The sequence below is a fragment of the Corynebacterium sp. Marseille-P3884 genome (assembly GCF_017942225.1).
Lineage (GTDB): Bacteria > Actinomycetota > Actinomycetes > Mycobacteriales > Mycobacteriaceae > Corynebacterium.
This window is the reverse complement of sequence record NZ_JAGKSD010000007.1, coordinates 1-14255: the sequence shown is the minus strand read 5'-3', so window position 1 is coordinate 14255 and position 14255 is coordinate 1. Positions and strand designations below refer to the sequence as shown.

Below are 14255 nucleotides of genomic sequence, written 5' to 3'. Positions count from 1 at the left end.
AAGATAATGCACGGGCACCACCCCGCACAGGTCCTTTGGTGAGAAAAATTAAACGCCCAGGAAGCGCCGCACAAGGCTGCGGTATGCGCGTGCGGTCAGTTCGACGTCCTCGACGTGGACAAATTCGTCGTGGGAGTGGAGCTGGTCGAGCACTTCACCGAATCCGCGTCCGGCGGCGTGGAGGGCGAAGCCGTAGCCGACACCGCCGAGTCGTCGACCGAAGCGCAGGTCGGAGCCGCCGGCGGCAATGGTGGGCACGATGTCGGCGGTGGGGAAGAATTCGCGGTAGGTGTCCACGATGGCGTCGTAAAGCGGGCCCGATGCGGGCGAGACGGTCGCTTCTTCGGTGATCAAATGCTCGATGTGGGCGCGTTCGGCCAGGTCGCCCAGAGCTTCACGCAGCAGCTTATCGACGTCCCCCTGCCCCTGCCCCGGCAACGGCCTGATATCCAGCTCCACATATGCGGCAGATGGGAGCACGTTGATCGCGCCGCCGGCACGCAGCACGGTGGGGGAGACGGTGAGGTGGCTCATGGCGTGCGAGTACCGCGCCAGCGGGCCGAATGCCTCGTAGTTCTCGCCCGCGATGAGTGCCGCCTCGGTGGCGGGGTCGAAGCGGAAGGAGCGGACGTAGCCTTGCCAGAGGTCGTCGGACACGACATCAGGTTCGATCGCCGCTAATCGACGCGCCACCTCACCGATCAACCCCACCGTGATCTCCCGGCCGTACGGCGCCGAGCCGTGTCCCGCGTCCCCGTGAATGGTGATGCGCCTCTGAGCTGCGCCTTTCTCACCTACAACGACCACAATCGCGTCGCCGCCGTCCGAATCCTGCACCGGGATATGCGATCCTCCCGTTTCCGAGAGGCAGTTGCGCCAGCTGAAGGCCTCGGGCTCATTCTTCGCGATCCAGCCCGCGCCGAGACCTCCGCGCGCCTCCTCGTCGGCGCAAGCAACGAAGGTAAGCGTGCCGCGCGGCGGATTTCCAGCCTGTGCCTCAAGTGCGACTTCCCTGGTCACAGCGGCCATCGACGCGGTGATGAAGAGCATGTCGGTGGCGCCGCGCCCGTAGATCCGTGAGCCGTCTTCCGCCTCGACGACCTCGGCACCGAAGGGATCTTGAGTCCACTTTTCCTCGTCGACGGGAACGACATCGGTGTGGCCGAGCAGCGTCAACGGTTCGGCATCCGGGTCACTGCCGGGAACGGTGAAAGCGACGGAGACGCGGCCGGGGTGCGGCTCGAAGCGGCGCACCTCAACACTATCGCCGGCGTCCGCGAAGAAATCCTCGAGGGTCTGCGCATTACGCACCTCATTGCCCGAATCCGCGGTGAGATCGTTGACGCAAGCGTTGCGGATGAGCTGTTTCAGCAGCTCGATCGTCGTGTGCTCTAATCCTGGTGTCACTCGTTCTCCTCGTTCTGAATCATCGGCATTTCTTTCATTCCTTCACCGAGTTGGGCCTGGTCGCCCTGCTCGCCTTCGGCGCCCTTTTTCAGATGAAGCTGGTCTGTCGACTCGGCGAGCAACGCAGCCAGCTGGTTCAAGGCCTCCTGGCAATCCTGCTCGGAACCGAGGACGGAGCGGGCGGCGATGGCGATGCCGTAATCGGTGCCGTCGATGGTGAAGAAGCCGAGCTGGCGGACGTGGAAAGAAGCGTCGTCGGCATCAGACCAGCCGCCCTTGAACGGAATGTCGGCGATGGTGCCCAGCCCGTAGCTGTGCTCGGGGTTGATCTTATGCATCTCTTGGATGACGGGGTTGTCGTCGGGCACAGACGCCAAGTATTGGGCGTAGCGGGCCTGAGCTGGGACGGGCCACGTGGTCACGCCGAAAGCAGGTTCGACGTGGACAGACACACCAGCCTTGGCGATCTCCTCGCCGACGAGCTGGCTCGCCTCCGCGTCGGTGCCGAGGCAGCGCCAGAGGTAGTAAGCGGCGTCATTATCCGACCACTCGATGGCGGCGGTGGTCTGCTCGAGGACGAAGTCCCTGTCGGGGCAGTGCTCTAAGGCGGTCAGGGCGATAGGGACCTTGATGGTGGACCAGGCGGGAAGGGCGCCGCCGGAGCCGGAATTGGTGGAGGAGGAGCCGTCGAAAAGCGAAAAGGTTGTTTGCGTGTTGGTGGCGGCCTCGATCTCGGCGACCTTTTCGTCGATGCCGTCGAGGTTCGGCCTCGCATCCTCGGGCGCGGGTGCCTCGGCGGGGGCGGACGGCGGAGCGGGCGCAGCGGGTTCTGACGGCCCAGAGCACGAGGCGAGAACCAGTGGAAACAGGGCGAGCAGAGATGCCAAGCGGGGTTTCCTAGATGCGGTGTTGATCACAGCAAAGAACTTTAGCCCGTCAATTTCTGTGTTTCAGTAGGGTTGGGCGCATGGGAGCGTTAGAGGTTGTGGGAAGCGTTGACGGGGCCGTCGATAAGCTGATCGAGCTGTATGCCGCTGCCTGCGAACGCGCGCGTGGCGGCGGGGATTACGCGCAGGTGCTGTATCCCAAGATCGCGGTCGAGATCAAAGAATGGAAGCCGATCGACCGCTCCGAACCGTTCGGTTATGTCGACGAAGCGGGCGTGTATTCGGCGGCGTTGTCGCGGCCCGACCTCATGTCGAGCTACCTCCGCCATCAACTGCGGTGCCTGACAGATAATTACGACGCGGAGATCTCGGTCGGTTACTCCGACATCGGGATCGCGCCCGAGTACATCCGCGGCGCGAAGCGCGGGACCGACGCGACAATTCCGCGCCCCACGCTCGACGATGTCCACGACGCAATTATCGACGGCGACTGGGATGCCTTCCACGGCCCCGAGAAGCCACTGTTCCACTTCGGGCCGCAACGTTTCGACATCGCCTGCGCGCGCATTGAGCATTACACCGGCATCGAGGTCGATTCGGTGCAGAAATTCATCCTTTTCACCAACTACGAGATGCACACGCGCGAGTTCGTGAAATTCGGGTTGAGCCAGCTTGCCGACGACGCAACGCGCTACAACGCCCTCATCCTCCCCAACGGCACGCGCATCGAGCGTGGCGACGTCGACGGCATCGACGCTTTGGCCATGAACCTCGCCTCGAAGTACCAGATGCCGCGTTTCGATCTCGTGGCCGACGGCAATAGCGGCGTGACCATGATCAATATCGGTGTCGGCCCGTCGAATGCCAAGACGATTACCGACTGCCTGGCTGTTCTGCGCCCCGAATGCTGGATCATGATCGGCCACTGCGCAGGCCTGGACGCCCGCATGCGCATCGGTGACCTCATCCTGGGCAACGCCTACGAGCGTCGCGACCACGTGCTGCACAGCCACATCGACCCCGAAACGCCCATTCCCGCCGTGCCGGAAATCCAGCGCACCCTGGAGAAATCCGTGAAGAGGATCTACGGCGAAGAAGAGCAGTCGCTCATGCGCACCGGCACGGTGCTGTCCACCGACGACCGCAACTGGGAATGGCAAGCCCCGCGCGACCTGTGGGAGTGGCTGCGCAATTCGACGGCGGCGGCCGTGGACATGGAATCCTCCACCATCGCCGCGAACGGGTACCGCTACCGCGTCCCGTACGGAACACTGCTCGCCGTGTCGGACCTGCCGCTGCACGCCGTGCCGAAACTGCCGGCAGCCGCCCAGGCCTTTTACTCCAACTCGAAGGAAGCGCACGTCATGTGCGCGGTGCGCGCCGTGGAGCGGTTGGCCAAGCACCCGGAGCGCCTGCGCACACGCAAACTGCGCCGCGCCCAGGGCGAGGTCCCGTTCCGTTGACGCCCCGCAAGGAGGACGCCTCGTTCCCCGAGCCCGAATTCACGGACCCCGCGGTCGAGCTCGCGCACCGCAGCGCGATTCGCTCCATCGAACGCGTCGTGCACGAGACCGCCACACCGACGCCGCCGCAGCAGGCGCTCGACTTTGTCGCGGACCTGTTGCGGAACGGTCCGGCGCTGGTCGTCACGGGTGCAGGGGTGTCCACGGCGTCGGGCATCCCGGACTATCGCTCCCCGGGCGGGCGCCTATCGAAGGGCCGCCCAATGACGTACCAGGAGTTCGCGCATTCGCGGGCGTCGGTGCGCCGCTATTGGGCGCGCGCGTTCGTCGGCATCCGCCAGATGCGCGCGACCTCGCCGAACCGCGCGCATTTCGCGCTCGTGGAGCTGGAGCGAGCCGGGCTGATCAGCGGAATCATCACGCAGAACGTTGACGGACTCCACACCCAAGCCGGCTCGCGCAACGTCATCGCCCTCCACGGGGACATGGAGCATGTCGTGTGCCTCGATTGCGGTTTCAAAGAAACACGCACGCTTTTCGACGCCCGCCTTGGCCGCGCCAACCCCGGCTACCTGCAAACAGTCCTGGTCGATGACACCATGATCAACCCCGACGGCGACGTCGAGCTGCCCGAGGAAGCAGTCCGCGCCTTCACCATGGTGGAGTGCTCGCAGTGCGGGGGGTGGCGCATGAAACCGGACGTGGTGTATTTCGGGGAGAACGTGCCGAGGGGGCGTCGTCAAGCGGTCGGCGAGTGGCTGGATGCGTCGACATCGCTGATCGCAGTGGGCACCTCCCTTGCTGTGATGAGCGGGTACCGGCTCGTGCTCGACGCGCGCGCCGCCGGCAAACCCGTCGCCGTCATCAACGGCGGGCCCGGACGCGCCGACACGAAAGCCGATGCCGTGTGGCGCACCGACCTGGGCGACGCCCTCGACGCGATTTTGGATGCCCTCGACATTTAGCGCGCCGTCGACCCATATCCCGGGCGTGCCGGGGTAGCGTTCAAAGAGTGAAACAGCTGGCAGGACGTATGACCGTGATCGCAAGCCTAAGTGTGCTTGTGGTGCTCATCGCGCTGCGCTACGCAGCCAACTTCGCTGTCCTCCAGAGCGTCTTCAAAACCGACGTGCCGCTCGACCTGTGGATCTATATGCGCGGCGGCGAACGCGTCACCGACGGCGTGAACCTCTACGAAGGCAATATCTTCAACGATCTCCCCTTCACGTACCCGCCGTTCGCCGGCATGATCTTCGCCTGGGTGAGCATGCTTGACGACGCCTCCGTCACCCTCATCTGGCACACCACCACCATCGCGTGTGTCATGGTCGTCATCTGGATGGTCCTGCGGCGCCTCAAAGTGGATATCAACCCACTGTCCTTCCTGCTCATTATTCCGCTGCTCGCCGCGTTTTTCCTGCTCGGCACCGAGCCGCTCCACGCCACCTTGTTCTGGGGCCAGGTCAACGTTGTGCTCATGCTGCTCGTCTGCCTCGACTTCCTGCCGCTGAAGTACCGCCTGCCCGGCATTGGTGTCGGACTCGCTGCCGGAGTGAAACTCACCCCAGCGTTTTTCGGCATTCTCTTCCTCATCCAGCGCCGCTGGTGGGCTGCCGCCGGAAGCTTCATCACATTCCTCGTCACCGTCGGCCTCGGCTTCCTCGTCGTCCCCGACGCCAAAGCCTTCTGGACCGACGCCATCTTCAACTCCAGCCGCGTCGGCGACCACTTCAACTCTGGCGCCCAATCCCTGAAATCCGTGCTGGTGCGCAACCTCGGCATCGAATCCGACGACAAGTGGCTTCTCACAGTTCTGCTCGCCATCGCCGTGGTCGTTTTCGCCGCATGGTTGGCCGTCAAACTCGACTGCCTGCCCGTCGCCGTCGGTATCACCGGCTTCGGCGCGTGCCTCGTCTCCCCGTTCACCTGGTACCACCACTGGGTGTGGATCGTGCCTATCGCCGTGTCTGTCTTCGTCGCCGCGAACCAGGCCGCAGCTCATTTCGCCAGGGGAAACGCCGCGCGCTGGCAGTTCGCGGGGCTGCTGTCCGTCGGTGCCCTCGTCCTTGTTTGTTTGCCCTTCGTTGGTATTAGCGTCGCCGCGAACCTGCTGTGGGAATTCAACCCCGAGCGAGGCTTCTCCTGGATGTACGTGCCCGCCGCGCTGGCGTTTTTGGCGATCTTCATCACCTACGCCCTCGTGGAAAAGGCGCGGCGCAACCGCGCACGGACCCGCAGGTGGGCAGAGCTGCAGCGCGCTGAACTCGGCGTGGCTTAGGCAGCGCCGGATTACGGCAGCTGCACCTTCAAAGGCTCGCGAAGCACCAGATCGAGTGCGACGGCGCGGGCAATATCGCGCACCATCTCGCGGTGGGTGGGGATGAGACGCAGGCGGGCGTTCTCGCCGTCCTGGAGGGTCTGGCGGACGGTGCGAGCGAAACGCGCGGGGGCTTTCTGGTCGTCGATGAAGGCGGAGCCGGCGACGACCAGCGTGGACGCACCGTACTGAGTCATCAGACTCGCGGCGACACCGCCGAGGTGTGAAGCGCGGCGGTCAAGGGCAGCGCGGATGTGGGGGTGGGTGTGGGAGAGCTGGATGGCGTCGATAAGCGAAAGCCCTTGCTTGCTGATGTTGCGGAGCAGACCGTTCGTGGTGAGGTCCTCGCGGTCGACGGCGATGGGCACGACGCGTTTGTCTTCGGTGACGGCCGCGCCGATGGAATCGTCGGCGAAGATCGCCATGATGGGCGCATCGCCGATGATTTCTCCGGACTGGATTTCGGAGCCGATGATTGCGGCGACGGCCGACGAGACGGTGACGGGCACCGAGAATTGCTCGTTCAGCTGCGCGCCGATGTTGACGTCGTGCCACCCGAGGTTGGGCGCGTTGACGACGCCGTCGGGGCTGACGGCGCCGGACGTGGTCACGCCGGCGGTCACGAGCGGACGGTCGAGGTCCGCCATGAGGCGGTTGAGCCCGGCCATGATGTGCTGGATGAAGTCGTCTTGGCTGAGATGCGCGACGGGCAGTTCGACGTCGACGTCGCGGATGGTGCGTCCTTTGATGTCGAAGAGCGCGATGTACGTGGCGGTCGTGCCCACGGAGATTCCAGCGAAGACGGGCTCTAATTCGGCGAGCTCGAGCGGGATGATGGGGCGGCCGCGGCCGGTTGATTTCGACAGGTCCATGCGCTCGTTGACGAAGCCGGCGGAGATGAGCGCGGCGATGGCGCGGGTGACCGTGGGTTGGGACAGACCGGTCGCTTCAACAAGCTCGCTTCTCGACGTCACCGTGTTCAGCCTCACCAAATGCAAGCACTTGGCGGCTGGGTTCTGGGGGCGTGAGAACGCAGACCACGACGATTTCATGCATTCCATCTTAGAGGGAAACTAGACCATGTTGTCCACTAGGGTGCCTGAAACTCTGAACCAAGCGGACTATTCGCGGGGTTCTGGCAGCGCCGGACCCGCCTCCCGAATGCGGAAACACCCTCGACACGGTTAGACTCTGCACTCATGAGTGAACGCGCCCCCTCGCTCCTTGACGCGACGTGCGAAGATTTCGTCTACGACCTCGCCGAGCTCTCGCCGACGCTCGCCACTGAGCTCGGCATCCCCGGCCACGACGACCAGCTGCAGGATTTCAGCCCGGAGCACTGGAACGACATCGCGGACCGGATCCGCGACCTCATCGCGGACGTCGATGCGCTTCACGACGGCACCGACGCCTCCGACGACGATGACGATTTCGACGAGGTGGACTACGTCACCGGCGCGATCCTGCGCGACCGCATGCTGGTGGAGTTGGAGCTGCACCACCGCGGCGAGAACCTGCGCATGCTCAATAACGTCACCTCTCCGGTGCAGGTCATCCGCAACGCGCTCACCGTCATGCCGAAGGAGACGGAAGAGGACCTGGACAACCTGGCGGAGCGCATGATGCGGGTGCGGCGTTCGCTGGCGGGCTACCGCGAGTCGCTGGCGGAGGCGGCGGGGCAAGGCGATGTGGCCTCGCAACGCCAGATCGATGCCGTGATCAGCCAGTGTGAGGCGCTCGCGGAAGACGGCTCTTTGCTGGAGTCAATGGGGCTGGAATTCGATTCGGAGCCGGTGTCCCACGCTAAGGGCGCTTTCGCGGAGATGGCGGATTGGCTCTCGACGGAGCTCGCGCCGCTGGCCTCCCACGAGGATTCGGTCGGGCGCGACCGCTATGAACTGTTCTCGCAGTACTTCCTCGGCCGCGAGATCGACCTCGATGAGGCGTATAGCTGGTCGCTGGACGCGCTGGCACAGATCGTCGAGAAGCAGCAAAAGGTCGCGCACGAGCTGTTCGGCGAGGAGTGCACGGCGCGCGGCGCTTATCGACGCCTCGACGAAGACCCCGCCTACACCCTCACCGACAACGATCTGTTGGTGGAATGGATGCAGAAAGTCTCCGACCAGATGATCAGCCGCCTCGACGGCGAGATGTTCACCCTGCCGGAGGAAGTCAAGCACCTCGACTGCCGCGTTGACGCCGCCGGCACCGGCGGAATGATGTACACCGCCCCGTCCGAGGATCTGGCGCGCCCCGGTATTTTGTGGTGGTCCGTCCCGCAAGGTCAGGACGGCTTCCACGCCTGGCACGAGCTCGCCCGCATCTGCCACGAGGGCGTGCCGGGCCACCACGTGCAGCAGGGCATTGCGATGACGCAGCGCTCAACGTTGAACCTGTGGCGCCGCACCCTGAATTGGAATGCCGCCCACGGCGAGGGCTGGGCCGTGTACGCCGAGACCCTGATGGAGGATCTGGGCTTTTTCGACGACCCCGGTTACCGCATGGGCCTGCTAGATTCCCTGCGCATGCGACTGGCGCGCGTGGCTGTCGATATCGGCGTTCACCTGGGCAAGAAGACCCCCGACGGCACCGGCCAGTGGGACGCCTCCTACGCCAAGGCTTTCCTGCGCGACAACACCGCCATGAACGAGCAGAACTTAGGCTTTGAGCTCGACCGCTACATGGGGTGGCCGGGCCAGGCCACCTCTTATGCCCTCGGCTACCGCGACTGGATGGACCTGCGCGAAAAGGCCTGCGAGAAGGGCATGACCCTGCGCGAATTTCACGACAGGGCGCTGCGTCTCGGCTCTATGCCGATGGACATGCTGGCGCGCGAGGTACTCTGCCGCTAGCCGCTAGCCGCTAGCGCCTGTCGATCGCCCGCAGAATTTTCGGCAACGACCCTGCGAAAACCAGAATGCAGAGCAGACGGATGAGCTGCAGCGACACCACGGCGGGCCCGCCGCCACCTTCCGACGACAGTGCCAGCACCGTTTCGATCGCGCCGGGGCTCGTGGCGAGGTAGCCCTCGAAGAAGGTGATGTCCAGCCACACCGACACAACGGCGCCCATCGCGGCGCACGACGCCATGACCACGACGATGAAGGTGACCGTGGCGGGCAGCAGCTTGGCAAAGCGCTTCAGCGCCGGCACGCTCAAACCGCCGCCGCAGGCCCAGCCGATGGACATGAACGCCACCACGGCGAGAGGCTCCGGCGGGGCGATCGGGACGGGGAGCAACGTCGCGATCACAGCGGTGAGGATCAACGGGCCGAACACCGCCGGTGCAGGCAGATGAACTTTCCGCGCAATGGGTTCGCCGATCACGGCGATGGCGATGACGAGCAGCCACATCCACCAGGTCACATCGAGTCCGGCGGAGTGGTTCTCGCCGGGGCGAGGTAGGAATGACGCGACGAGCGGCAGGGTCATCGAGACGGCGAGCAGACGCAGGTATTGGGTGAGGGCGACGTAGCGCATGTCGGCGCCGAGCTCGTCGGCAAGCGACATCATGACGGACGCGCCACCCGACAACATGGACAGGACGCCAGTTTCGCGGCTGACGGTCGGCTCGCCGGCGCGGGCCTTCCGCCCGGCATACTGCGCCAGCGAGAGTCCGCCGACGAAGCCGATTCCGATGATCACGCCAGCTGACGCGAGTCCAGGCAGCAGGTAGTGCACCAGCTCGGCGGGCGGCACGCCAGCCAAGGGGAGGGCGGCGAGCACGCCGATGATGCCGCGGCAGAAATTGTAGAACTTCGCGTTGACCTTCAGCTCGCGGCCTGTGCCCAGCGCGGAGAAGCCGGACACCACGATCGCGCCGAGGATCCACGCGGCGGGCACGTGGAGCCGGGCAAGCAGGTATCCGAGAAGCACTGAAAGGGGTGCGACGATCATCCACCGGCTGCGTTGTTCCACGGTTGGTCATAGTAGCGTGGGGGTCCATGTTCGCTATGTTGGTCGCCGCGGCAGCTCTCGCAGGCTGGGTCGATGCGGTGATCGGGGGAGGCGGGCTCGTGCTCATTCCGGTGCTCATGGCGGGCACGTCGATGCCGCCGGCGGCGATTTTGGCGACGAATAAGCTCGCGGCGGTCTCCGGCACGGCGTCGGCCGCAGTCACGCTCGTCCGCCGCGTGGGCGTGCCCCGCCAGACGTGGGGTTACGCTCTCATCGCAGGCGCACTGTCGGCTGCGGGTGCGCTCATCGCATCGCTTATCGACGCCTCCTTTCTCCGCCCCCTCATCCTCGTCCTCCTCATCGCGGTGGGAGTGTTCGTGGCGTTGAAGCCGGAATTCGGGACGACACAGTCAGTGGACGATGCCCCGGTGCTCACTCCGCGCCGGGTTCTTACTGCCGCCGGATTGGTGGCCGCGATCGGGTTCTATGACGGGACGTTTGGGCCGGGGACTGGAATGTTCCTCATCATGGGGTTCACGGCGATCTTCGCCCAGAATTTCCTGCGGTCGGCGGCCATGGCGAAGGTGATCAACACCGCGACGAATCTCGGTGCCCTGGCGGTGTTCATCGCGGGCGGGTTCGTCGACTGGCCGCTCGCGATCGCGCTCGCCGTGGCCAATGTCGTAGGCGCGCAGATCGGAGCGCGCACGGTGCTCGGCGGCGGAGCGAAATTGGTGCGGTACGCGCTGCTCACACTGGTGATCGTGCTGTCCACGTATCTGGCGTTCCAGCTCTAAAGCCTGCGCAAGCTCTCGGCGGAACCTACACCCGCCCACAGACTTTCCCCAGTCACTGAGATTAGAGTTTCCGGTCATGATCACAACTAAAACGGCTATGGCGGTGACGGTGGCTGCGGATGAGGGGGACAACGCGGCGGCCGTCGATACGCAAAAAGCCGAAGAAATCGTGGACGCTGCCCTGAAATTCGTCGGCGGCACCACCATCGAGCAGCTTCATATTGTCGCTGACTCGGACGCGTTGCCCGCGCTTGCTGTAGCCCTGGCGACCAGGGAGGATCTGCCCGATAACCTGACGCTCGTGGAAGCCGGTCACGAACTGGACAATGAGTTCGTGGTGGTGTCCGCTGAGTTCGTCTTGGCGATGGCGGGCAGCGCTACTCCAGAACCAGAGAGCCGTTGACCAGGCCCACGACCGCGGCGATCGCGCCGAGGACGACCAGGCCGACGACGACCCACTCGAAGGTGTTGAAGATCTTCTCTTCATTGGCGATGCGCGTCCACAGGTACGGGATCAGGCCCGGGATCACAGCGAGTGCGCCGAAGAGGACGTAGACGGGGTCGGCGGCGTAGATCAGCCAGAGCGAGTAGATGAAGCCGACGATGCCGATGACCAGGTGTCGGCGGTTGTCGGAGGAGGAGATGGAGGGGCCGGAGTCGTCGAAACGCTCGCCCGCGTGCGGGTGCGTGAGGCCTTTGCCTCGCACGGTGAGGAGCAGAAGGTAGAGCGCCGAGAAGATGTACGGCAGCAGGTACATGATGGTGGCGAGCTGCACCATAGCGTTGTACGAGGTCTCGTTGGCGAAGAAGAGAATGACGAAGAACTGCACAACGCTGGTGGAGACCAGCTGCGCCACCCACGGCGCGCCCGCTTCGTTCTTCGCGGCGAGGCGCTTGGGCAGCAGGCCGTCGGCGGCCATCATGACGATCGGTTCGGCGCAGAGCATCTGCCAGGAGATGTAGGCACCCAGCACCGACAGGCACAGGCCGATGGAGATCAGCGCGCCGCCCCACGGGCCGACCGCGGCTTCGAGCACGGCACCCATGGAGTTTTCCGGTAGTGCCGCCAGCTCTTCGCGGGTGAGCACGCCGTAGGACAGCGTCGATACGGCGACGAGCAGACCCAGCACCGACAGGAAACCGATGACGGTGGCGCGGCCGACGTCCTGGCGGGATCGCGCCTGCTTGGAGTAGACTGACGCGCCCTCAACGCCGATGAACACCCAGACGGTGAACAGCATGATGCCCTGGATCTGGTCAGACAGGGAAATGCCGGAGTTATCGCCCCAGAAGTCGAGCGTGAATTTGTCCCAGCTGAACCCGATGAAGGCGATGAGCACGATGAACGCCAGGATCGGGACGAGCTTCGCGATGGTGGTGACCAGGTTCATCAACGCCGCCTGCTTCACACCCCGGGTCAGCGCGAAGAAGATCCCCCAGGTGAGCACGGAGACTGTCAGCGCCATGACCCACGGGTTGTCCTGGTCGAAGAAGGGGAGGTAGTGGCCGAGCGTGCCGAAGAACAGCGTCGCGTAGCCCACCTGCGCCATCACGGAGCCGAGCCAGTAGCCCCAGCCTGAGGTAAACCCGATGAAATCGCCGAGCCCGGCACGCACGTACGAGTAGACGCCGGAGTCCAGGTGGGGCTTGCGTCGCGCGAGGATCTGGAAGATGAACGCGATGGACAGCATGCCGACGCCCGCGATCGCCCAGCCGATCAACATCGCGCCTGGGCTGGCCACAGATGCGATGTTCTGCGGCAGGGCGAAGATGCCGGATCCGACGGTGGAGCCGATGATCAAGGACACCAGGGTCCAAATGGTCACCGAGTGCGTGCGTTGGCTTTGGGCTGTGCTCATAAGGGATTAACTTACTGGGAGTTTCCCAGCGGTTGTTAATAATGGAGTCATATGCGGTTCTTCGTCCGCGCTGTGGCTTGGGCCGTCCAGGGATCCTCGGGCCAGGGGTGCTTGGGGTAGCGGCCGCGCATTTCTTTGCGGACATCAACGTAGGGCCCGTCCCAGAAACTCTTCAAATCGTCGGTGACGGCGAGCTCGCGGCCGGCGGGCGACAACAGGTGGAATAGCGCGCGCACGCCGCTGACCTCGGGGGAGGCGGCGAGGCCGAAGCATTCCTGGAGTTTGACGCGCACGACGGGGCGCCCGGTCGAATAATCGACGCGCGGGTGTGAACCGGAGGGCACTTCGAGGCGCTCCGGCGCGAGCACATCCATCTCCGCAGCCTCGGGCCACGGCAGTTGCCGCATGAACGCGGCGTGAAAATCGAGCTTGCTTATCGACGCCCCCTCTGCCAGTTCCCCCACCTCCGGCGAATAGTCGCCGGCGGTCACGTCGGGCCACGGTTCCCCGTGCTGCTCACGCAGGAAATCGAGTCTGTCTTTGAGGCGCTGCGCTTTCTCCGCCAGCGACACGGCGTCGAAGTCGAAGCGGAAATCGGCGAGAGCTTCCTGAGCCTCGGCGGGGGAGAGCTTGATGGGAGTGGAGGTCAGCTCGATGGCGCCGAGGGAGGTGATGAGGCGGGAGCGGAGGCGGCCGTCGATAAGCGATGCTGTTGTTGTTTCTGAAATGCGGTGCGTGGGCAGTTCGGTGGCGGCGGCTGCGCGGATGACGGCGCCTTTCGCGGTGAGCTGGATTTCGGCGGCGGCGATCCAGTCGGCGGGTGGGATCGTGGTGTCGAGCCGCGCGCGTGTGCCGCTGGCCAGCAGATATTCGCGGTCGCCGAGGTGTTTTCCCACCCACTCCGGGTATGCGGCGGCCACGACCTCGCCGGCGGGAACATCGCTGGTGGCGGGCACCATGCGGGCGAATCGCTCGACCTGCTTGCGGGGTGCCTGCGCGCGTGCGAGATCCCCGCTGGTGCCTTCCGCGAGCGCCGCGACCGTGCGCGCGGCGCCGGAACCGTGCTGGAGAAGCGCGGTGCCCAGGCGCGGGTCGAGCGGCATGGCGGCAAGCTTCTCGCCGAGCGTCGTGATGCCATCGTCGTCGAGTGCACCCAAGTCGCGGAGCGTGCGCTGCGCGTCGTCCAGCGCTTTCGCGGGCGGCTGGGTGAGAAGCGGCAGGTCGGGCGAGCCCCACGCGGCGATGGTGAGCGCCGCGGATGTGAGGTCCGCGGTCGTGATCTCCGGGGCGATATCCGCGTTGAAGTGCTGGTAGTCGGACTGCGAATACGCGCGCAGCACCTCGCCGGGACCGAGACGCCCCGCACGGCCCGCGCGTTGATCCGCACTCGTCTTCGCGGAAGACACCGTGACCAAACCCGTCATCGCGCGGGCGGCGTCGCGGCGCGGCACGCGGGACAGTCCGGCGTCGACGACGCGGTTCACGCCCGGCACCGTGATCGAGCTTTCCGCGATGGATGTAGCCACGACGACCTGCGCGTTCCCGTTCAGGGCATCGTCCTGCTCGGCGTTGGTCAGCCGGCCGTGGAGCGGCGCGGCGCTGGGCAGGTGCGCGCACACGGCGTCCAC

Annotated in this window: 12 protein-coding genes; 6 read left to right on the top strand and 6 right to left on the bottom strand. The window is 65.1% G+C overall.

What is annotated here, in order from left to right; all coding sequences use genetic code 11:
• Positions 1-48: 48 nt before the first annotated feature.
• Together J5Y21_RS05660 and J5Y21_RS11785 are read right to left on the bottom strand one after the other, a co-directional pair.
• Positions 49-1407 carry a M20/M25/M40 family metallo-hydrolase gene (locus J5Y21_RS05660; protein ID WP_210573576.1) on the bottom strand — a complete coding sequence of 453 codons (1359 nt, stop codon included), beginning with the start codon at positions 1405-1407 and terminating at the stop codon, positions 49-51.
• Positions 1404-2324, bottom strand: a complete 921-nt coding sequence (locus J5Y21_RS11785; RefSeq protein ID WP_210573574.1) for a hypothetical protein — start codon at positions 2322-2324, stop codon at positions 1404-1406. The genes J5Y21_RS05660 and J5Y21_RS11785 overlap by 4 nt, the downstream gene beginning before the upstream one ends.
• A gap of 50 nt (positions 2325-2374) precedes the next feature.
• Here J5Y21_RS11785 and amn point away from each other — a divergent pair, with 50 nt between their 5' ends.
• The 3 genes from amn to J5Y21_RS05640 all read left to right on the top strand — a co-directional run bounded on the left by amn (position 2375) and on the right by J5Y21_RS05640 (position 6035).
• Positions 2375-3757: an AMP nucleosidase gene (amn, locus tag J5Y21_RS05650; RefSeq protein WP_210573572.1), complete on the top strand. Its 1383-nt coding sequence runs from the start codon at positions 2375-2377 to the stop codon at positions 3755-3757.
• The gene (locus J5Y21_RS05645; RefSeq protein ID WP_210573570.1) at positions 3754-4722 is read left to right on the top strand and encodes a Sir2 family NAD-dependent protein deacetylase; all 969 of its coding nucleotides are present in this window, start codon (positions 3754-3756) and stop codon (positions 4720-4722) included. The genes amn and J5Y21_RS05645 overlap by 4 nt, the downstream gene beginning before the upstream one ends.
• 74 nt (positions 4723-4796) lie before the next feature.
• Complete coding sequence (locus tag J5Y21_RS05640) at positions 4797-6035, top strand: glycosyltransferase 87 family protein (RefSeq protein WP_210573568.1); 1239 nt, start codon at positions 4797-4799, stop codon at positions 6033-6035.
• An 11-nt stretch (positions 6036-6046) separates the two neighbouring features.
• Here the strand turns inward: J5Y21_RS05640 and J5Y21_RS05635 are convergent, their stop codons facing one another.
• Positions 6047-7126, bottom strand: coding sequence for an ROK family transcriptional regulator (locus J5Y21_RS05635; protein ID WP_210573567.1), 1080 nt, complete (start codon positions 7124-7126; stop codon positions 6047-6049).
• A gap of 147 nt (positions 7127-7273) precedes the next feature.
• Between J5Y21_RS05635 and J5Y21_RS05630 the strand changes: the two genes are divergently transcribed.
• A complete protein-coding gene (locus J5Y21_RS05630) occupies positions 7274-8926 on the top strand; it encodes a DUF885 domain-containing protein (protein WP_210573566.1) in 1653 nt (550 codons plus the stop codon).
• Positions 8927-8936: 10 nt separating this feature from the next.
• Here the strand turns inward: J5Y21_RS05630 and J5Y21_RS05625 are convergent, their stop codons facing one another.
• Positions 8937-9992: an AbrB family transcriptional regulator gene (locus J5Y21_RS05625; RefSeq protein ID WP_349236952.1), complete on the bottom strand. Its 1056-nt coding sequence runs from the start codon at positions 9990-9992 to the stop codon at positions 8937-8939.
• 26 nt (positions 9993-10018) lie between these two features.
• Here J5Y21_RS05625 and J5Y21_RS05620 point away from each other — a divergent pair, with 26 nt between their 5' ends.
• Together J5Y21_RS05620 and J5Y21_RS05615 are read left to right on the top strand one after the other, a co-directional pair.
• Positions 10019-10768 carry a TSUP family transporter gene (locus J5Y21_RS05620; protein ID WP_210573565.1) on the top strand — a complete coding sequence of 250 codons (750 nt, stop codon included), beginning with the start codon at positions 10019-10021 and terminating at the stop codon, positions 10766-10768.
• A gap of 76 nt (positions 10769-10844) precedes the next feature.
• Complete coding sequence (locus J5Y21_RS05615) at positions 10845-11171, top strand: hypothetical protein (RefSeq protein WP_210573564.1); 327 nt, start codon at positions 10845-10847, stop codon at positions 11169-11171.
• On the opposite strand, the gene J5Y21_RS05610 is transcribed toward J5Y21_RS05615, so the two are convergent.
• Both J5Y21_RS05610 and J5Y21_RS05605 read right to left on the bottom strand, forming a co-directional pair.
• Positions 11146-12627, bottom strand: a complete 1482-nt coding sequence (locus J5Y21_RS05610) for an amino acid permease (protein WP_210573563.1) — start codon at positions 12625-12627, stop codon at positions 11146-11148. The two genes, J5Y21_RS05615 and J5Y21_RS05610, sit on opposite strands and share 26 nt — an antisense overlap.
• Before the next feature lie 47 nt (positions 12628-12674).
• Positions 12675-14255, bottom strand: a 1581-nt coding sequence (locus J5Y21_RS05605; protein ID WP_210573562.1) for an ATP-dependent helicase C-terminal domain-containing protein, incomplete at its 5' end; no start/stop codon positions are given.

Coding starts and splice junctions, on each gene's coding strand:
- amn (WP_210573572.1), top strand. CDS start 2,375: ATGGGAGCGTTAGAGGTTGTGGGAAGCGTTGACGGGGCCGTCGATAAG.
- J5Y21_RS05635 (WP_210573567.1), bottom strand. CDS start 7,126: ATGAAATCGTCGTGGTCTGCGTTCTCACGCCCCCAGAACCCAGCCGCC.
- J5Y21_RS05630 (WP_210573566.1), top strand. CDS start 7,274: ATGAGTGAACGCGCCCCCTCGCTCCTTGACGCGACGTGCGAAGATTTC.
- J5Y21_RS05620 (WP_210573565.1), top strand. CDS start 10,019: ATGTTCGCTATGTTGGTCGCCGCGGCAGCTCTCGCAGGCTGGGTCGAT.
- J5Y21_RS05615 (WP_210573564.1), top strand. CDS start 10,845: ATGATCACAACTAAAACGGCTATGGCGGTGACGGTGGCTGCGGATGAG.
- J5Y21_RS05610 (WP_210573563.1), bottom strand. CDS start 12,627: ATGAGCACAGCCCAAAGCCAACGCACGCACTCGGTGACCATTTGGACC.